This window comes from Cnuella takakiae (assembly GCF_001953305.1).
Taxonomy (GTDB): Bacteria; Bacteroidota; Bacteroidia; order Chitinophagales; family Chitinophagaceae; genus Flavisolibacter; species Flavisolibacter takakiae.
The window spans coordinates 34,739-53,895 of record NZ_MTFE01000001.1 but is presented as its reverse complement, the minus strand read 5'-3'; the positions used below and the strand labels follow the sequence as shown (position 1 = coordinate 53,895).

The window sequence follows — 19,157 nt, the reverse complement described above, 5'->3', positions numbered from 1 at the left end:
GTTACATCCCAAAAATGGTTTTCAATATGGTTCCGGTCAGCAGCAGAAATACGCAAGCGCCCATCCACCCCACGATGCTTTTTTGTACGTCCTGGTCGCCGTTCTGCCATTTCACATAAACCCGTATGGCACCGACCAAGCCTACAATACCGCCAATCATCAGAATCAGGGTACTTACATTGGTGAACACCCCTTTAACCTGTGAGGAGGCCTGATCAATGCCTGTACCCAGGTTTTGGGCAAACAAAGCCGTGGTGCTGTACAGGGTTAGGGCAGTCAGCATTGCCGCTTTCATTCTGTTGTTCTGTTTCATATAGTGTGTTTAAGGTTAAGCTGTGTGGATTGGGATTGCTTTGGTTAATAGCCGAAGATTGCTTTGACACTCAGGCTTGCTACCAGCAGGAAAACAACACCGAATGCCCAGGTAGCTATTTCTGTTTCGATATTGCCCTGCCCTGCCTGCCACTTGTAATAAATGCGGCAGGCACCCACCATGGCAACGATGCTGCCGCCAATGAGCAGGATGCGCGAAACATGCTGAAAAATTTCAGAGGAAAGGAGGTGTTGCATGGTTAAGGGGAATTTGGCTATAATACGATGGCAATAAAAGTTCGTGCAGCCAGGAAAAATAAGGAGGCACCCATCCAGCCTGCTATCTCTGCATCTACCCGGAAGCAGTGGGCGCCCAGCTGCCACTTGTTGTAAATCCGGATAGCGCCAATGAGCCCAAACAAAGCACAAAGCACCCAGCATAGGTTACCTACAGAATAAGCAACCTTAGTAGCCGTGTTTTCTACCGCATCCCAGCTTTGCAATAAGTAGAACAAAAGGTTATTCATAGGATTAGGGATTTAGCAGCCGCTTAATATTGTTGGTAGTAACCTCCACTCCCTGGAAGGAAGCAGGCTCAAGACCCAAATCAACACCTAAGTTTTTATACCCCTCCTCGGAATCAGTCGCCGGGCCTGTTGTTTCTGCTGTTTGTTCAAGGGAAGCGATCTTTTTTTTTTCGCCACCACCTGAAGCTTCATCCCACGTTGTTTCTTCCGGGTTTTCCCTGCTGGCTAATTGGCGTACATCGATGGGTGGCTGGCTGGCTTCAACTTCGTAGTGAACCGCCTCATTGCCCATTGATGTTTTGCTGGTGGTTTTACTCCGCACAAAATCCATTAGGATCAGGAAGCAGTAATAAGCGCCATAAACACCCAACAACAGGAGCAGGAACTTGCTAAGGGTCATTTTTCAGTCTTTATGTGAATAATACTAAACCATTACTCACATCTAAGTTAAAGATCGACTAATCACATAACCAAAATAATTTGAATATTTTTTATAAAATATGCATCATGCGATTAAAAACAGGGCGTAGGTTTTGAAATTCTAGTTGGTTAAAGGGTGCTGTTGAGGGAACAGCATGTGCTGAAGATGTTGTTACAAAAGGCAAAACAAATAGGCTGCTTTGCCTGAACCAGTTATCAAATAGGCTTTTTATGGTTGCGTTTGCCCTGCTTACTTTGTTGGGCAACAACAGAGGGATACTTTCCGGTGCCCACTTATTCAATAAATGCAAAAAGGTCTGCAGCTTGCCATAATGTACCATGCTGTACTCAAAAGGCATAACATGATGATGTGCTACTGGCAGCAGCCGTAATATTTCAAGTGTTGCACCGGAAGGCAGATCAACTATCATATATGCCGGGGCCTGAGCACCTGCAGCAATGGCTTGGAGATAGGCGGCACACTGTGAAGGAGAAATATCACGGGCTGCGAAAGGAAAAGGAGCTTGCGCTTCTAAAAAGGGCAAAACCGAAGGCATGTCGCAGGAAAGGAGCATGACCTTGGATTTTTCGTAATAGTGAAGGTACCTGGCGAAATTGATGGCCATGGTGGTTTTACCACTGCCACCTGCAAGTCCTGAGAAAAATATGGTTTTCATCTACCCAACCCTTTTTGTCTTGATTTTCTTTTTTGTTCTTCCTTGTCCTTACTGGAGCGTTGGTGGCCACCGGCTGCATGGCTGTCTATTTCATTTCCGGCAATTATGCCATCTATAAACCGGTCAAAAGCAGCAAACATTTCACCCAGTCCGCTTGCCTCAGGCATTTGTTTTTCAGCTCTGGTAGCGCCGTCGTTGTTTAGGGTCAAGAGTTCGGAAATTGTCTCCCATTCTTTAGCGCTTTTTCCGAGTACTTTAGGTTCAGGTGCAAGCGGCAGTACTTTCATCCTTCTATCCGCTTTTTGGGTAAGTGCAGCCAAAGGCATAATGTCCCCTCCTTTGTATACCGTCTTTGTTTTGTGATCGATGAGGGCATAACCGTAAGGCGGCAGTCCACCTTTCGAAAAGAAATAAAACTGCAAACCGTGCTTCTCCTGAAGGTACCGGGTTAGGTCGCTCCCATATTGCACTTGTCCGCTGCTACGTACAAAAAGCTCCTGCTCCCGCTCCAACCGGGTAGTGTACCGGCCCTGATACTTGTGGATGATAGCTTTTATCTGGTCTTTACGGTGCTCTTCCCCCTCCCCTATTCTATTGTTTAAAGCAGCCAGAGAGGTGTACCCCACTTCTTTGCCGTGCTTGAAAAAATGATAAGCTGCTCCTACCTGCTTGCTGGTATAGCCCTTTAGTTCCATCAGCAGCAGTAATTGAGGGGTGGTTGATGCCCTGTATGCCAATACCTCTGCCAGGTCCTGCTGCAGCGCGGCTTTAAGGTCCAATTGCAAAAGCTGGGTAAGTAAAGTATTTGCTTTTTTCCCTTCCATATCATGAGCAATTTTGCTTCCATCAGGGGCTATGCGGGATGTAACAATATGCACATGATTGTGGCGGGTATCGTGGTGCTCATAGATCAGCAGGGGATTATCGCCATAGCCCATCTGTTGCATGATCTGCAAGGCGTACTCTTTCAGTTGCTCATGACTATAGCTGGCGCCTTTGCAGCTTAAGATTGCATGGAACTGCTTTTTTTGCACCCGGTGGTTACGGGCCGAATATTTTTCAAAATACTCCTTGAACTCCTGCCGGCTGATCTCCGATCGCTCTTGGAGGTAACCAAAATTTTGAAAGTGAACCCTGCGGGCAACATCCTGGGCCTGCTTCTTTTCGTTGTAATCCACTCCATGGAAAGAAGCGGCCGGGGGCATGATCTTAAATACAAGCTTCATATCAGAAAAAGGCTTTTTGGAGTTGGTAGCTCAATTGATCACGCAGATCATTATACCGCTTAAGCTCACTCAGGATTAGCGCAAACTCGCCAGCCTCAATCTTCTGGCTGTTATTGATCTGGTGCAGTGCTGTGGTTACCTGATTAATATTGTGGCCGATGTAGCTCATTTCCCGGGTCAGCAGGTTCAACTGTTGAAAAAATGCTTCTTCCCTGGTATAATCCTTCAAGGGTTGATCGCCTGCCAACCGGTGCCGGATCAACTTAGAAAGCTCCATGCCCTGTGATTTTGCCAGTACCTGATACCTGGCTTTTTCCGCTTCTGTACAACGGAAGAAAAAGCCCGGATACTTTTTTTTGGTTTTTAGTGGTGTTTCCATCGTATTCTTTTTGGAGTTGCGACCACCGCTTGATGGACGCCAGCCCGGAGTTGCGGAGGGCTGGATGATTCCCCTTGTAAAGGGCAGGAACACCTTTGTGTATACAAAGGTACATCCTGCAATGGGCGACAAAAACCGAACTCCTCCCCTACCTAACATGCTGCCGTGTTCATTTTCTGACCTGTTTCTTCATCGTTATGCCCAATTGCTCATTACTATTTCCATCCTCGCTCATTTCGATTCATCCGTTTTCATCAAACCTCATTTTTTGTCGCTCAAAATCATTAACACACATCAAAAGCAATAATCTATAGAGCAAATTAAATCATAAACTGAATATTTTATTTATTTTAGTTACATGGAAGATAAAAAAGGGAACGAATCAGCAGAACTGGTCCGTACGCTACTATTGAGTAAAGGCCACGGGCAATTTGATCTGCTTCCACTTGTTATCGAAAACAGGTTCTTGTTGCGGGAAAAACCCATTGTACTGTTGAAGATGATTTACAAGCAGTTGCAATTGACGCCAGATGATTTCAACTCCAATTCCTTTCGCAACTGGCTGGCCCGTTACCGGAAAACAGCAGTATCAACAAGAGCCGATTACCAACAGGTGGATAAAGCAGCAGGACATCAGGCCGTTACTAATTCAGTGGAGCAGCCATTTTCACTAACGGATCCCTCCACTTTGGTGCGGGAAAAGGAAAGTTTGCTACGCCGCCCAATCAAACCAAAATGAAACCCTTAGCATATGAAGACATTCTATTTCAACGTACAAGCGAAAGGAGGCGCAGGCAAGTCGATGCTTACTTACCTGCAGGCTTTAAAGCATGAAGAACACCAAAGTTCGGTTTTTGTCGACTTTGACGCATCAACCAAGACCAGTACCAGGCAATTGGCATTTCTGCTGGAAAAGGACCGGCTGCTTGAAGTAGCTATTACGGATAACATAGAACGGATTGACCGGGAAAAGTTGTTCCAGAGCTTAGAAGAGCTGGCAGAACTCTCCTTTGCCGAGTATTACCTGGATTTTGGCGCACCGGAAAGTGAGCAACTGCCTAAATTGTTTACCCTCGACTTTAATGTTGAGGAATTCAAGGAGTTTGAAACTACCCTGAATGCCAGGTTTGTCTTCAACGTAATTATAGCTGGTGGACCTGCTTACTTGAGTTGCATGGATTATTTGCAACGTTTTGCGGCACCCCTGAAAGGTGCTTTCGATGTTTACGCTTATGTCAATGAGTATTCTTTCCAGGCACATCCGGAGTTAATGGATGAGGCGCAATCTTTTATTAAAATGCAAGAAGGAACGATTAAAGGCGCCAGATTATTCGGTAATATATCGGTAGAACGAAACAGCGGCCAGAACATTCTGGAAGCTATCTCAGCAGGAAAAGGCTTGCCTGGACATACATCTTTTGCAGCGAAAACAGTCATCCGCAGGGAGCTGGGTAAACTATGACAAAGGAGAAACAACAAGACTACCTAACACTTTTGGCAGAGCTTAGGCACCGCTATAAAATACGGTATGGTTCGACCTTAGATGACGAAATCCTGTTCGTAATCATCCGGATCAACGAACTCCAGGTTGACTTGAAAAAAGAAGTACAAACAATCAACCGGGTGTCTTTTCCAACGGGGTTTAGTTACTTCCTGTATGGTTTAGGTAAGTCCATCAGCTACTTATTGGCAGGTATCGGGCTGCTTATGATAGCTGGTACCATCTATTTGAGCTTCACTCCTACCCCATCTAAAAAGTACGAGTACATCCAAACAACAAAGGGAACAGTGTTGTTCTTGGAAGCTTTTAATGGTAAGGACACCATGATCTTGGTAGAAACCAAAGTGCCCAAAAAGAAAAAACAATAAATTTATTATGTAAGAACTTTCAGAAGAAGGAACATTAAAAAATACAGGTGCAATCAAAAGTAATTTTACTTGTATTTATGGAAGTATTTATGTTTTGATTCCAGAAGCAAACAACCAATTGAATCACCCACCAAAAACACCCTTACTTATGAAACAGAATTTGCTATGCTTTATGGCCACTACCCTGCTGCTGATAGCAGGATGCAAAAAAGATGATGATACGGAAGATGCAAGTGTTCAGATTGGCGATCAAATAACTTATCAGGCCTCAGCCACAGGCGGGGAACCTACCATGGTTGTAGGCTATTACAATGAAGAATCCAATTTGGTAACTGTTGAAAATGCACCGGCTACAGGCTGGTCCTACTCTTATACCGTTAAAAAGAATCCCACGTATGTAACTTTTGGTGCTAACGGCGGCACGGGGAGTAAAGTGACTGGTCGAATACTGCGCAACGGAACAGAAGTTAAAACCCAAAGTTCAGACTTCAGCGTTAATCTCACTTATCCTTAGAACTTTCTACTGGTTTGAAAGCGGGCGGTTGGCCCGCTTTTTTTGTCGATTTACTTGTGTTTTTACAAGCTTTTTTAACATTAGTTTACTAGTAAATTAATATACGGTTTACAAGTACTCTTATGTTTAAATAACTAGTGTGTTAGCCATCTATTTACAACTCATCACCTAGCTCTTTTGATTTTATATCTACAATTAGTTTAACAACTAAATTAAAACGCTCTTTACAAGTAAATTTACTTCTTGTTTCATGGTAAATCAAAAGCAAAATCACTTTCTAAATACTTTAAAATATACTTGCAAATATGAATGAGCTTTAAAAAGCAATTTCAAATAAATAATGCAAGTATTTCCGAAAAAATTTCACAAGCATTACGGCTTTCATTTTAGTTGTAGAAGACATCCTGGTTTACAAGTTAAATACATTCTGTTTTCAAGACCAATATAATAGTAAATCAACTTGCATTTAAAAAGCGTATTTACAACTATTTAAATAGCAAAACCACAAGCTTTATGGAAACACATTTAGTTATAGTTATACTTTCTTTTTTTATCCAAAAGAAGAACTATATTAGGTTTTGTTTTTACAACTAAATTTAAATCCTTATTAGTTGCAAATAGAAATGCTTTTTTCAATGTAATATTGCATCCTAATTTCAAATTGATGATCTACACAGTAGGAGGTATCAAGGGAGGAACCGGCAAAACAACCATCTCTGTAAACTTGGCCGTTTGGCTGGCAAAACAAGGAGGTGATGTTTTACTCGTAGATGCGGATGAACAGGAATCGGCAACTGATTTTACTTCTTTCCGGGAACATACCTTGAATGGAGAGACAAATTATACTGCCGTAAAGCTTACCGGCGATCAATTGCGCAGCCAAGTGACTAAACTGAGCAGCAAATACGATCACATCGTTATTGACAGTGGGGGACGAGATACGATAAGCCAGCGGGCAGCTTTGGTAATTTCAGATGTGTCCCTGTTTCCTTTCCGTCCCAGAAGCTTCGATTTTTGGACCATAACCAAAGTACAAAACCTCATTTCGGAGATCCGGACTGTAAACCCAGAACTTAGGGCAATGGTGTTTATCAACCAGGCCGACATCAGAAGCGAGGATAACAGGGAAACAGCAGAGCAATTAAAAGAAATCGAGGGCTTTGAGTTCATCCCGGATATGGTTTGCAACCGCAAAGCATTTGCATTAGCAGGAGGGCAGGGGCTTGCTGTTTTCGAACTGAGCCCACAAGATGCGAAAGCATCAAAAGAAATAAACGCATTATTCAAAGCAATTCCGCAATAATGGCAAAGAGAGTAGGATTACCGCCTAAAGCAGGAGCAGCGTCTGTACTGGACGAAAAGCGTATCATGGATATCATCAATAAGGGAGGCAGCACTACCAAACAGGTAGAAGATGCAGTAGCCGAACCGGAACAGCCAGTTGCACCGGCTCCTGCGCCAGCACCAGCGCCCGTGCAAGCATCATCCAGGAAGAAGGCTGAAGTAGAAGAGCATCCTGATACTATTAAGCAAACAACAGTAGCCCTAACAGTAGGGGAGTTGGCCAGGATCCGGACGCTACGGGAGCTACGTCCCAAACCCAGGACACAGCGGAAGCCAGCTATTTCATTAACCGAATGGGTGTTGGAAGCTGTTTTGGAAAAGTTGGAGCGGGAAGAAAAGAGTTTACTACACAAAAAACACTAGCAAAAAAGCCACTAGTTATACTTGTATTTTGTAACTGAAAGCACATTCAATTTTACTTGTAAATTAAAATGTGCTTTCGGTTTTAAGTACCCTCATCCGAATAGCTTTCTATTTTAAATTGAGCCAGTAACTCAAACACTTTGTAAGCTTCTGCACCAGTTGCCTCTGAGAAGCGTATTATATCATCTACCCGCCATAAGCTGCCGTCTATAGATTTTTTACGCAAAAACCCGCTTTTATTAAACCCCAAGGTTTCTGCCAGCCGGCTTCTGGGTATGTGCTGGTAAACGGTGGCGAAATTGCTGATCTTACTATTGTTGATTAGGCTTCCGATACGTTTTAGTGCATCACGCGTTAACGCATCAGTTATTTCTTTCCGGAATTCACCACCTGTTTTGCTTTTCGCCATACATCAAACTTATGTGTTATAGAGGCATCCTGCGGTAGGAAGGCAATTTGGCTTCAGCTTTTAAACATTCTTATTGTAGGTTTATTAAAGTTCATCCTTGTTTGGGGAATGAAAATCTGTGGTTTCTAAATCAGCTAATGGCTTCAATGCTGAATAGGGGAGGGGCATTCCTACCATCCGCACCAATATAAGGCCATTTGGTAGCTGACAAATGACTTGTGTCTCCAATACTACTTGTACCCGGTCGCCAGGGTTCCACTTTGTTTGTTCCATGATTCAAATGTTCTTTAAAGTTTAATGGCTTTATTGTTCAAAACTGTGATTGAGAAGAATAGGGGTGGTAAACTTCGTTTGCTCCTTTTTTTATACTTTATAATTTAAAAAAGTGTACCCGTGACATGACATAGGAAAGGGAATGAGGGGTGTCCGTATGTGTTTCTCCTTGCTGGTCGAACCCCACCACTAATCCATTCCCTTTGACGGGCACTCCTGAAATATGAAAACCTACTGCTCCTTCTATGCCTTCATCATCTACTAACAGGTCCATGTCTGGTAGATGAACCACGTCAAAGAGTCTGCAGCCAATTGCTTCATATATGCCGTCCAGCGAAAGTGGTAAGTCAATAAAGTATACTTGTCGGCGCCAAGCATCTATTTTGATAGCCTTAATTCTGTTAATCATTGCATTTGGTTTGATGAGATGGAAAAGAGTAGGGGAGGGGTACTCCCCCTTGTAGCATTAGGAAGCTGCTTTGAACATCATGTTGTGTGTAACAACATTGGTATTTACAGTTCCTAACTCTTCTGTATTTGTCTCTTTCAAACCGAGAATATGGTTGGCTGCAGTGATAATGAGCGTATAATCCCGCTGGAGTGCATCAATCCAGTTATCGATGTACCCAGCATTGTGATGCCTGGTATCTGGATATATGCCTGCTAAACCACATAGAAAAGTGGCGCCGATTTCCGCTATCAATTCTTCCTTACTGTACTCAGGGCTCCCAAAAGGTGCAGGCTTTACGCCTTTTTGGAAACGATCTAATCTGGAACTGTGGCCAGTTGAATGGATTAACTCATGGAAAAGCACTGAATAATACAACGATTCAGTCTTGAATGATGTTACGGGAGGCATGTTTACCTTGTCTTGAGCAGGTACATAATAGGGGGTAGCAGCTGCGCTCGTAATTTGAGGGCCATTACTATATCCCGCTACTATGTTTTGACATGCTACATTTGTGAGTTGGTTATCAGATGGGGGAGGAGGAGTGAGAATATGGAATGTTACTCCATCTACCTGGTCAATATTAAAAACGTAGTAGTAAAAGGGATATAGGCGGGTTTGTTTTTCCTGTGCTTCCCGGTCTTGTTCTATAACTTTCCAAAAAATAATTACGGTAGCTTTTTCTCCTTTACGGATATGTCCACCCAGCTCTTGAGCTTGTTTGAAAGTTAAATACTGTGGAGTTTGGTATCCTTTGGTGGCAGCCTTGAAGGATAAGTAGAATTGGTTAAAACCTGTGTATGGACGGCCGGTTACGTAGTTTTTTGCCAGCCCGGAATTAATAGCTTTTGAAAAAGGCGTACTCCAGGTCACATTTCCTTTTTGAAGTTCCTCAATGATTTCTTTTGTGATCGCTTCGGTGATCTGACCGAATTTGGTAGTTTCGCTGTGCATAATTAAAAGTTTATGTGTGACGCTTAGATTTTTTCTGCTTCGGAGGGTTGCCGGCCAGCAACCCTCTTCTTTATTAATAGATCAAAAAAAGTACCAAAAATGTACTTTTTAAGGTTTCATTTATATACTTTTCTTGATAAGATTTTACGCAATATCCAATGCGTTGTTAGTGCAGTTAATAATTATTGGGATGGTTATCTGGGTAGTTGGTAGAAGGAGCTTTAAGTACTCCAGATATTATGGAAGCAACTAACTGAAGGAGATTAAGAAATAGGACAATTAAACAGTATAAAATACCAGCAGCAAACTTAAAGATGTACTTGAGGACTTTTATTGTTACGTCTACGGAATGTGTCGCCCAATTTTCTTTTTGCTGCCATTTTATACTAATCCCTTTTGATCACTACGAAAAGCTAGGCTAAACTTCAAGTGATAACAAGCTCAACGAAAATTTATTTGTAAACATTAATCACCTTCTAACTTTTTGAATAAAAATAATTACAAGGTGATTAATGGTATAGGGTTTGTAATAAAACTATATCAGTAGTGAAGTTTTATCACATAATCTGGTTTACCTGATAAATTAGAATAAATCAACAATCGACGTTCGGCGACAAAAACCGAACTTTATGACATTTCAAAACTTTGACTGTTTGAACTAATAACAAAACCCTTAGTTATTGGTAACCAGCGCTATATATTAGTTCGGCGACAAAAACCGAACTTTTTTTGTTGTATTTATGTTGGAAATCTTGCACTAACTAGGTGAGTGAGCAGGAATAGACATCATCCTGGACTGAATAATTCAACTTTCGCGGTTAAATAAGTTCATGTTTAACCGTTCTTGCGTATTTAAGCAACGACAAATAAAGGGCCTTTAACTAGTAACCATTTTATTCCCTTTATTATGAAGGAATCGAAATAAATTTTTCATTTTTGCATTGCGCTTATATTGCTGATAACTAATGCTTTAGACTATATTAAGAGACAAAAACCGAATTATAGAAGTTTTGTATTTAAACGATGAGCGACAAAAACCGAACAATTCCTGCGCGGCGCCAGGTTTTTTTTCTTGTATAATCGAGATTTCTTCCTTTCAACCTCTTTCGAAACAGTATTTTCCTGCCATTCTGACAACTTCTCTCTTCTGAACATCAATTCTATAAACCTCTTTTTTTGTTGCTCAGTGTTTTCTTAGATCAAGTTGTGATTATAAGGAGCTCTGAAAGTAAAGCCCACAAAGCGTTTCCTAATTATGCGGGCGACAAACTCCGAACTTTGCAGAGACAGTTTCCGAACCGGTTAAGACAATTTCCGAACTTTTATAACGACAAAAACCGAGCACTTGAATATGGCAGGCGACAAAAACCGAACTTAAAATTGTTATCCTTTGCTTGCAAAGGCATTTAGAAGGCTTTTTATGATGTATGCCTGAGGGTTTGTGATCGTCTGTGTGTTCTTTCTAACATGGTCAATCAGCTCCAGAATCTTTACCTGGATCTCCTGCATAAAAAACTGTTCTCTGAAGATGGGCTCCAGCTCTTCTAATTGTTTTTGGCTGAATTTCATGTGGTCCCGCAGTATATACCTGCAATGGTCGGCTTGTTCACTTTTGTCCTGTAGCCGTTTTTGTGTAATTACTTTGAAGTTTAAGCCTATTACAGAACGCCCCTTCTTTACCTCAAATCCTCGCTCATTACAATCAAACCAACAATCTGCTACACCTTCCAGGTCGGCTTGAACAGGGAGCAGGATACGGCGTTTAAAATCAAAGAATTTCTTATACTCTCCTTCTTCCAATCCCAAGTCCTTATATAACTGCTCAAGTGGAATGAAAAACTCACCTTTTTGCCGCCAGGAGCAAAGCAGCATGTAAAGCTTGAGAGTGTACTTGTTGGTGGCCGACAGTGCCACTTCATAGAGGTACCTGGTAAAGTTCACTGGTTGGGCCTTACCATTATCCAATTGCTTTTTGTCAATTTCAATGAGCAGCTTTGCAACGTCTTTGTACATATGCAGGTACAGCACGCTCATACCGTTTTCTTTTACCGGGATGTCTATTTTGGTAACCAAACTGGCTACGGAGATATAATCTGCACCTAACTGGCTTTTTAGATAGGTCTTAGCATTCATCAACCCTGTGGCCTGCTCAACGATTTCTTTGTACTGGTTTGGCTTACCAATAGTATGCAAGGGAATGCCTACCCGGATCAGATCTTTGTTCTCTTCATTGGAAAACATTTCCAGTTGGCGCCAGTCCCTGCCTTCCATATCTAGCTGTATGGCCTTTTGGAACTGGTAGATTAGGCTGGCCAGCAGTTTGTACTGCGTAAGGGTAAACTGCTCAAAACGGCCATTTGTAACCCTATTTGGCTGGTAAATGAAAGTTTGACCAGGTAATAATACCTCGCTTTTCTTCTTTTTTTTACCAGCGGCTCCTTTAGCCTTGGCTATTTCGGTTTTTGTCGCCTTTGGTTTGGTAGCCTTAATAGGGGAGGGCTCCATACTAATCCAGTTTTAATGAGGTGCAAATTGTAACTCCAGCAAATGTAAGTTTAATAATGTGGCAACTAAAGCTAAGCACACAAACACATCTAAAATTACAACTAAAACTAAAAGTATTTGAGAACGAAAACAGCAAGTATTTTTAATTGCATAATTAACTTTCTTAAGACCCATGATTAGAGATGTTGTGCCAAATAGGATAGGAGCCTACATGAAAGGAATAAGAAAGGGAAAAAATTGTTGTAACAGTAACTATCCATGTAATAGTTCAATAAAACAGAGTACTGAACCCATCACATTGAAAAACATGGCACTGACACAAATCAAGTTGAACCACTTCGAATTTAAAAAACGTTTTTTACTGTTTTGCTCAATAACATAGTACAATATGCCACCAATTAGCAGAAAGAAGGCTGGAAGAAGGTAAAATGTTTTCATGGCAGTGGTTATACTACAAACAGGTTAAATGCTCAGAAACTATGCCATAGAGAGGCATACCGTGATACACCAATAAGCAAAACCAAAACACTTTGCCTCCTGTCAGTAAAATGTATACATCACGTAGTTAAACAGTGAAGATTGATGAAGAATAATGTGCATTTTTGAACAACTACTTCAACCATAGATGCCTGTTAATTATAAGCTTTATCCCACCAATTGGAAAGAGATCAGCCGCCGGATCCGTTTTGAACGGGCTAAAGGCTTTTGTGAAAGTTGCGGGGTACCGCACATGGCAATCAATCCATACACAAGCCGGCGGATTGTCTTGGCTTGTATTCATCTTGATGGCAACCGCAGCAATAATAAGGATAAAAACTTGGCAGCTTACTGCCAGCGGTGCCACATTTTACACGATCGCAGGCAGCATGTGTACAGCCGCCGCTATGGCCGGGAGGTTCGGTATCAAACAGGAACTCTATTTGAAATGGCTAAAGTAAAAGCTAAGCTGATCAAACGACCAAGAAGTTTCCGTTTTGTTTCAATTTTTGAAAACCCACAGGGTATTAAACAAACAGCGATGTTTGTTTAGCTAAAAGTAAAAACGGGAGTGGTGCCAATCAGCCCTATTTAACATAACAAAAATTATAGGCAAAATCTTTCCCCTATATTAAACGCGGTCGTTTAACATAATGTTTCCACTGAGTTCTAGGTGGTGATTGTAGTAAAGTCTGTTCGAAGCATAGTAAAAAAGGTTGATGGTAAGATCAGATGTTTCAAAACAGTACCTATAACTGCACCATCCTCCTGTCATGTGCGATAGCTCATATTTCTCTTACCTGAACCGCTTTCAGCAAGGTTTTTTACTTTTGCCGGATGTTAAGAGTGTTCCTGCTTTTTGTTTGCTCAATGGGTTTTGCGACCCTTTGTTATGCCCAGGAGCAAGATGACTCCACATTCGCAAAGAAGATCGATGAAGTAATCATCCGCTCCTGGATGCGTAGAGATATACAACGCATGAGCGAGGAACAAAACGGGGTGCTGGTTGGTGGTAAGAAAAACGAGGTCATAAACCTTGGTGCAGCGAACGCCAACATAGCCATCAAAACAGGCAGGCAACTGTTTGCAAAGGTTCCAGGGGTGTTTGTATATGATATGGATGGTAGCGGCAACCAATTGAACATTGCTACACGGGGCCTGGACCCGCACCGCAGTTGGGAATACAATGTGCGCCAAAACGGCGTGATCATCAACTCCGATATGTATGGATACCCAGCCAGTCACTACAGTGCACCCATGGAGAGCTTTGAGAAGATCGAACTGGTGCGGGGTACTGGCTCACTACAATACGGCGCGCAGTTTGGGGGCATGATCAACTACGCCACAAAGAAGCCTGATTCTACCAGGCCATTTTCCTTTGAAAGTGTCAGCACAGTGGGTTCCTTTGGGTTGGTAAGCACCTACAATGCTGTGAGTGGAACATCCAAGCGTTTTTCCTACTATGGATATTATTACAAGCGCCATTCCACAGGGTACCGTAGAAACAGTCAGTCAGATGCCGATGCGCAGTTCGTGCAGCTTCAGTACAGAATCAGTGATAAAGCAAGCCTCAAGGCTGAATTTGGCCATTCCAGGTACCTGTACCAAATACCAGGGTCGTTGAACGACAGCATGTTCAAAGTCGATCCTACAACCAGCACCCGTAGCCGCAACTACTTCAGCCCTGATATATATGTTCCTTCACTAAGCCTGGACTGGAAGCTGGCTAAAAGAACTAAACTGGTTGCGATTGCCTCTGGGCTGTTTGGGAGCCGTAGCAGTGTTATGCTGGATGCTTTTGCTGATGTTCCTGATACCATAAACAGGACAACAGGAGTCTACAGGAACCGTCAGGTAGACATTGACAACTTCAACAGCAGAACGCTCGAACTGCGCTTCCTGCACGAATACCGCTTCGGTTCGGTGTCCAGCAAGCTGGCCACAGGCGTATTATACATGAACAATGATCTGCAACGCCGCCAGCTGGGAAAAGGAACGACAGGATTAGATTATGACCTTACGCTTGTTGATCCGGGGTTTGTCCGTGACCTTCGTTTCAGAACAGGCAACATCGCACTCTTTGCTGAGAATGCCTTTCATTTCGGACCAAAGCTGGTTGTTTCTCCTGGGCTTAGGTTTGAAAAGGGCACTTCCAAGATGCGCGGCAGTATTCGCTATTACAACCCTGGAGAACTGCCCACGGACATCAAACATAGCTTCCTGCTGGCTGGGGTAAGTACGCAGTACAGCATTGACAAAGAAAATGCTTTTTACGGCGGCATATCGCAGGCATACCGACCTGTGCTCTTTAAAGACATCATTCCATCTACAACCTACGAGCAGGTGGATAAAAACCTCAAGGATGCATCGGGATACAATGCGGAGGCAGGTGTAAGGGGAAGGCTTGGGCACCTGCAATACGACGTGAGCTTGTTCAGCGTTTTGTACAAGAATCGGATGGGGACATTAGTATTTCAGGATAACACAGGGCAAACGTATACCTTCAGAACAAACATCGGCGACAGCCGCACAAACGGTGTGGAAGCCTTTGTTCAATACAAGTTTCGGGTGGCAGGACACCTGTACGCTGGATTATTTACTTCCACCTCCTACATGAATGCCATGTACGTTTCGGGGGTTCTCTCCACAGGATCGGAAAACAAGTCCGTAGTAGGAAACAAGGTAGAAGCCGTTCCAGATTGGATCAGTCGCAATGGGTTGGACCTGTTGTACAAAGGCTTAAGTATTACTGTTCTTTACAACTATACCGCCCATTCGTATTCTGATGCACTAAATACAAAAGCTCCAGCACCAAATGGAGCAAAAGGGCTGGTACCTTCCTATTCAATCTGGGATGTAAACGTATCGCTGAAAACCAACACCTTTCTGAGCGTTCGTGCTGGTGTCAATAACCTTTTAGATAAGCAATATTTTACCAAGCGACCCACTATGTATCCGGGTGCAGGTATCTGGCCAAGCGATGGCAGAAATGCTTATGTGACCATTGGTTTAGATTTAAAATAGGTAGGCATCCAGGAGTACCACCAAAATGTAACCATGTTATCAACACATCTGAGATGTGATGTGATTTTTGCTTTATGTGAGCTTATTGTAAATCTTGCCGATTAGTGATCACAACTATGGCATAGATTAAACTAACCACCGAAAAGTTTATATCCCATGTATTCAGCTAACCGCACATGAAGAAAATAGGCATCTTAGTTTTCTCATTCTAAGGGCAAAAACCGCTTGTAGGTAGCGTCCAAGAATAGAAGAGCTAACTTTACTATGGTTTTTCCTAGGATATTGGATTTTATACGAGGCTGCATTTCCATGCGGCCTTTTTTGATGCGGGTATAGCGGCTCTTGTAGAGTTCAAAAAAGCGAAGGAGTTATCAAGAACCTATATTAAATATTTAAATGTTTATGAGAATACGCTTAACTTTTTAGTGAAGAAGCAGGGATATCTACATAGTCTCACCCATAGGCTCCTTATCATTTACCCTATGTCATTGGTCGTTATAGCCCTTCTTTTGCTAAGTATAAGGTTGGCAACAAAGAAGCTACTTAACGAATAACCCCTGACTCTAGCCTTGATAAGCCTTCACTAAGGATACGTAGTAATGGCAAGTGAAAGGTTAGGGTGCTTGGCACGGCAGTTTATTGTACACCTTGCAATTCTCAACGCACAGTGTATGGAACCGTCTCACTACTTTTTATATTCAGGGTAGCCTAGTGGTTTAGTGATGAACTGGGCGCCAAGTGCAGTGACAAAGTCGCGATCACTGGGGCTACTTGATGTGGCAAAGACCACAACAGGCGTATCCGAATACCGGGGAATACTACGGAGCTTAGACAGAGCCTCTCGCCCATTCATCACCGGCATGTTTAAGTCTAGGACGATCAAGCAGGGATCTTCGGCTCGCGCCGGAAGCTGCGCGAGTTATTCAATAGTCTCCTTGCCATTTCGGACAACTACAAACTCGTGCTTTATGCCATTTTCTTTTAGGGCTTCCGCAAGTAGATCAAGGTCATCAGAGTCGTCGCCCACCAACAGGAATTTTCGGCTTAATAGAGCTGACTGAGGCATAATGGTTGAAAGATGATTTTTGGGGTTATTACAGCACCTGCTGCCGCGGTTTTCAGTTCGGGATCAACACAAGGATTAAAACATGAAAGTTCAGCTGATCTTGCTCATAGTAAACTTTTTAACGGAAATTGATTTTACTTGTGGCTCTTTGGATGCTGACTTGCCTGCCAACAATCTACCATTACTTTCAGGGTGTTGTATAAAGCTTCGAAGTTGCTGGGCTTGAAGAAAAAACCCTGTGCCAGCAGGTCATATGCGTGTTGGATTTACTTTTCTGATGCTTCAGGTAAGCCTGAACTTCCTTAGTCTTTTCCATGGTGATACTACTTTAGCTTTTACCAAAATAGTGCACTAAGGTCTGACGTATCTACAATACTCTTTACATTTGCAGCGATGAAAATCTTAGGGTTCATAATGGCATTTTTAGTACTGGTACTTAGCTGCTTGCCATGTGCTGACCAAGGGATGTCATCCGGAATCAAAGATGTTAAACATGAGCTTGTTAAGAAAATGAAAAGCCCAGAGAGTGGGGATGAAGATAGCTGTTCACCATTCTGCCAATGTTCCTGCTGTCCTGGATTTTCTATAGCTCATCCATTGCTAGCTTACGATTTTAGCACCAAACATATCAGTCTACTTTTTCCTCCGCCTACTTCTTCGAAACAAATAGGCATTCCATTACCTATCTGGCAGCCACCACAATTAGTTTAGCACCTCTTTTTTAGTGCTATTACAGCACCCCTCTTTTCTATTCATTAAACACCTTTATGGCAAAGTCTAGGCTTAGGCCAAACCGAAGGAAATACCCACAGTATACCAACAAGGAATGGCTATTTGACAAAAAGTCAAACAACTCATTAGTCGTTTTCGTAATCTTTTTGGCATTGATGGCGATACTCGGTTTGATCGGAGCATTTCTGAGATACTACAATATGGTAGTTAAATAAAGCAGGCATGTTGAACAAGATCATCGTATTCTCAATAAAAAACAAGCTAGTAGTTGGCATATTTATATTAGGGTTGATCGTTTGGGGCGGATACTCCCTTTCTAAACTCCCTATTGATGCTGTACCTGACATTATGTAAGGCTCCCCTGTCTTCGACCATTGAAGTGTAGAGGAATAGCTCTAACTCAAATAGAAGAAATATGAAAAAGAAAAACTTCACCGAGGCACAGATTGTTATCATCGTCAACCAATAGGAGGCCGGACCTCTGGTGAAAGAAATCTGTCGAGAACACGGCATCTCTGATGCTACTTTTTACAACTGAAAAAAGTTACGGTGGTTTACAAACAAGCAAAGTAATGCCTCTCGAAGACTCTGAAGAGGAGAACACAAAACTGAAGCGCATTGTCGCTAATCTCACACTCGAGAACGACGCAATCAAAACCGTTGTTGAAAGATAGTACGGAGGCCCGGGGCGACAAACGCGAGGCGGTAGGATTGTTAGTCAAAGAAAAGATCAGTGTTCGCCAAGCCTGCAAAATCGTTCATATCTCCCGTTCGCTCATTGTGTATCACAAAAAGCAAAAGGACGACAGCTCTTTGATAAACGCATTGCACGAACTGGTGGCAAAGCATGTTTCGATCGGCTTTTGGAAGTGCTATTATCGCTTGCGAAGGCAAGGGCTTGGTTGCAACCACAAACGGTTGTACCAGGTGTATAAGATGCTTCAACTCAACGTGAGGCACCGAGCAAAAGAAGGCGGCCCCAGCGCGTCAAAGAATCTTTGTGTTTGCCGGAAGGATTAAATCAGTTGTGGAGTATGGACTTTGTTTGCGACAGCTTAGTGGATGGAAGGCGCTTCAGGTTATTAAACATCATTGATGACTACAACCGTGAATCTTTGTCCATTGAGATTAACACTTCGCTGCCATCTCAAAGAGTCATCAGAGTACTAGAACGACTTGTTGAAACAAGGCAATCACCAAAGCAAATCAGAGTCGATAACGGACCGGAATTTATCAGCGACCGCTTACAAACCTGGTGCACGGAAAAGAGCATTGAACTCAAGTTTATCTAGCGAAGAAAGCCAATGCAGAATGCATTTGTGGAACGAAACAACGGTTCGCTTAGAAAAGAACTCTTGGATGCTTATCTGTTCTTCTCGCTTGCCGAAGTGAGAGCAATGGCCGAAGCATGGCAAAGGGATTGCAACAACTCCAGACCACACCAGGCGCTTGGCTTTGTACCGCCGCTGGACTACCTTTAATCCGTTTCCCTTTTGATCACAAAAAAAACTCTTGGAGAACGCTACACCCTCGTGGACCTAAAATTAGATGAGCTTACAAGAAGTGAACATTGATGATTTAGGTAGTTCAGGCTTTGGCATGATTCACGGAGCTTTCCGGAAGTCTGTTGTTTTGATC

General features: G+C 42.7%; 20 protein-coding genes and 2 pseudogenes. 10 read left to right on the top strand and 12 right to left on the bottom strand.

Annotation, left to right across the window (positions count from 1 at the left end):
• Position 1 precedes the first annotated feature (1 nt).
• The 7 genes from BUE76_RS00265 to BUE76_RS24385 form a co-directional block, all read right to left on the bottom strand.
• Positions 2-313: a DUF4134 domain-containing protein gene (locus BUE76_RS00265; RefSeq protein WP_073047538.1), complete on the bottom strand. Its 312-nt coding sequence runs from the start codon at positions 311-313 to the stop codon at positions 2-4.
• 44 nt (positions 314-357) lie between these two features.
• A complete protein-coding gene (locus BUE76_RS00260; RefSeq protein WP_073047535.1) occupies positions 358-570 on the bottom strand; it encodes a DUF4134 family protein in 213 nt (70 codons plus the stop codon).
• Positions 571-587: 17 nt separating this feature from the next.
• Entirely contained in the window at positions 588-839 is a 252-nt protein-coding gene (locus tag BUE76_RS00255) for a DUF4134 family protein (protein ID WP_073047532.1), read from the bottom strand.
• A gap of 4 nt (positions 840-843) precedes the next feature.
• Positions 844-1,239, bottom strand: coding sequence for a hypothetical protein (locus BUE76_RS00250; protein ID WP_073047529.1), 396 nt, complete (start codon positions 1,237-1,239; stop codon positions 844-846).
• A 91-nt stretch (positions 1,240-1,330) separates the two neighbouring features.
• A complete protein-coding gene (locus tag BUE76_RS00245; RefSeq protein ID WP_073047525.1) occupies positions 1,331-1,936 on the bottom strand; it encodes a P-loop NTPase family protein in 606 nt (201 codons plus the stop codon).
• Entirely contained in the window at positions 1,933-3,162 is a 1,230-nt protein-coding gene (locus BUE76_RS00240; RefSeq protein ID WP_073047522.1) for a relaxase/mobilization nuclease domain-containing protein, read from the bottom strand. The genes BUE76_RS00245 and BUE76_RS00240 overlap by 4 nt, the downstream gene beginning before the upstream one ends.
• Before the next feature lies 1 nt (position 3,163).
• Positions 3,164-3,634 (bottom strand): plasmid mobilization protein, encoded by a 471-nt coding sequence (locus tag BUE76_RS24385; RefSeq protein WP_158069903.1) that lies wholly within the window; start codon positions 3,632-3,634, stop codon positions 3,164-3,166.
• 265 nt (positions 3,635-3,899) lie between these two features.
• Here BUE76_RS24385 and BUE76_RS00230 point away from each other — a divergent pair, with 265 nt between their 5' ends.
• From BUE76_RS00230 to BUE76_RS00205, 6 genes are all read left to right on the top strand, one after another.
• Entirely contained in the window at positions 3,900-4,280 is a 381-nt protein-coding gene (locus tag BUE76_RS00230; protein ID WP_143157455.1) for a hypothetical protein, read from the top strand.
• A gap of 12 nt (positions 4,281-4,292) precedes the next feature.
• Positions 4,293-5,003, top strand: coding sequence for a P-loop NTPase family protein (locus tag BUE76_RS00225; RefSeq protein WP_073047512.1), 711 nt, complete (start codon positions 4,293-4,295; stop codon positions 5,001-5,003).
• Positions 5,000-5,410 carry a hypothetical protein gene (locus BUE76_RS00220; protein WP_073047510.1) on the top strand — a complete coding sequence of 137 codons (411 nt, stop codon included), beginning with the start codon at positions 5,000-5,002 and terminating at the stop codon, positions 5,408-5,410. Before BUE76_RS00225 ends, BUE76_RS00220 begins: the two co-directional genes overlap by 4 nt.
• Before the next feature lie 148 nt (positions 5,411-5,558).
• Positions 5,559-5,924 carry a hypothetical protein gene (locus BUE76_RS00215; RefSeq protein WP_073047506.1) on the top strand — a complete coding sequence of 122 codons (366 nt, stop codon included), beginning with the start codon at positions 5,559-5,561 and terminating at the stop codon, positions 5,922-5,924.
• A 664-nt stretch (positions 5,925-6,588) separates the two neighbouring features.
• Positions 6,589-7,227 (top strand): AAA family ATPase, encoded by a 639-nt coding sequence (locus BUE76_RS00210; RefSeq protein WP_073047502.1) that lies wholly within the window; start codon positions 6,589-6,591, stop codon positions 7,225-7,227.
• Entirely contained in the window at positions 7,227-7,631 is a 405-nt protein-coding gene (locus BUE76_RS00205; protein WP_073047499.1) for a hypothetical protein, read from the top strand. Before BUE76_RS00210 ends, BUE76_RS00205 begins: the two co-directional genes overlap by 1 nt.
• An 82-nt stretch (positions 7,632-7,713) precedes the next feature.
• On the opposite strand, the gene BUE76_RS00200 is transcribed toward BUE76_RS00205, so the two are convergent.
• The 4 genes from BUE76_RS00200 to BUE76_RS00185 form a co-directional block, all read right to left on the bottom strand.
• Positions 7,714-8,040 (bottom strand): hypothetical protein, encoded by a 327-nt coding sequence (locus BUE76_RS00200; protein WP_073047496.1) that lies wholly within the window; start codon positions 8,038-8,040, stop codon positions 7,714-7,716.
• Positions 8,041-8,410: 370 nt separating this feature from the next.
• Complete coding sequence (locus tag BUE76_RS00195) at positions 8,411-8,722, bottom strand: DUF3846 domain-containing protein (protein ID WP_073047493.1); 312 nt, start codon at positions 8,720-8,722, stop codon at positions 8,411-8,413.
• A gap of 57 nt (positions 8,723-8,779) precedes the next feature.
• Positions 8,780-9,715: an ArdC family protein gene (locus BUE76_RS00190; RefSeq protein ID WP_073047490.1), complete on the bottom strand. Its 936-nt coding sequence runs from the start codon at positions 9,713-9,715 to the stop codon at positions 8,780-8,782.
• A gap of 1,383 nt (positions 9,716-11,098) precedes the next feature.
• Positions 11,099-12,220 (bottom strand): replication initiation protein, encoded by a 1,122-nt coding sequence (locus tag BUE76_RS00185; RefSeq protein WP_073047488.1) that lies wholly within the window; start codon positions 12,218-12,220, stop codon positions 11,099-11,101.
• 625 nt (positions 12,221-12,845) lie between these two features.
• On the opposite strand from BUE76_RS00185, the gene BUE76_RS24095 reads away from it, so the two are divergent.
• Positions 12,846-13,250, top strand: a complete 405-nt coding sequence (locus tag BUE76_RS24095) for a hypothetical protein (RefSeq protein WP_143157454.1) — start codon at positions 12,846-12,848, stop codon at positions 13,248-13,250.
• A 284-nt stretch (positions 13,251-13,534) separates the two neighbouring features.
• Positions 13,535-15,721, top strand: coding sequence for a TonB-dependent receptor family protein (locus tag BUE76_RS00175; protein ID WP_073047482.1), 2,187 nt, complete (start codon positions 13,535-13,537; stop codon positions 15,719-15,721).
• A gap of 685 nt (positions 15,722-16,406) precedes the next feature.
• Here the strand turns inward: BUE76_RS00175 and BUE76_RS25370 are convergent.
• Positions 16,407-16,610 (bottom strand): annotated as a pseudogene (locus BUE76_RS25370) (response regulator); the annotation flags it as partial.
• A gap of 570 nt (positions 16,611-17,180) precedes the next feature.
• Between BUE76_RS25370 and BUE76_RS25365 the strand changes: the two are divergent.
• Both BUE76_RS25365 and BUE76_RS00155 read left to right on the top strand, forming a co-directional pair.
• Positions 17,181-17,498 carry a DUF6660 family protein gene (locus BUE76_RS25365; RefSeq protein ID WP_394333524.1) on the top strand — a complete coding sequence of 106 codons (318 nt, stop codon included), beginning with the start codon at positions 17,181-17,183 and terminating at the stop codon, positions 17,496-17,498.
• 436 nt (positions 17,499-17,934) lie between these two features.
• Positions 17,935-19,000, top strand: a pseudogene (locus tag BUE76_RS00155) (IS3 family transposase).
• Positions 19,001-19,157 lie beyond the last annotated feature (157 nt).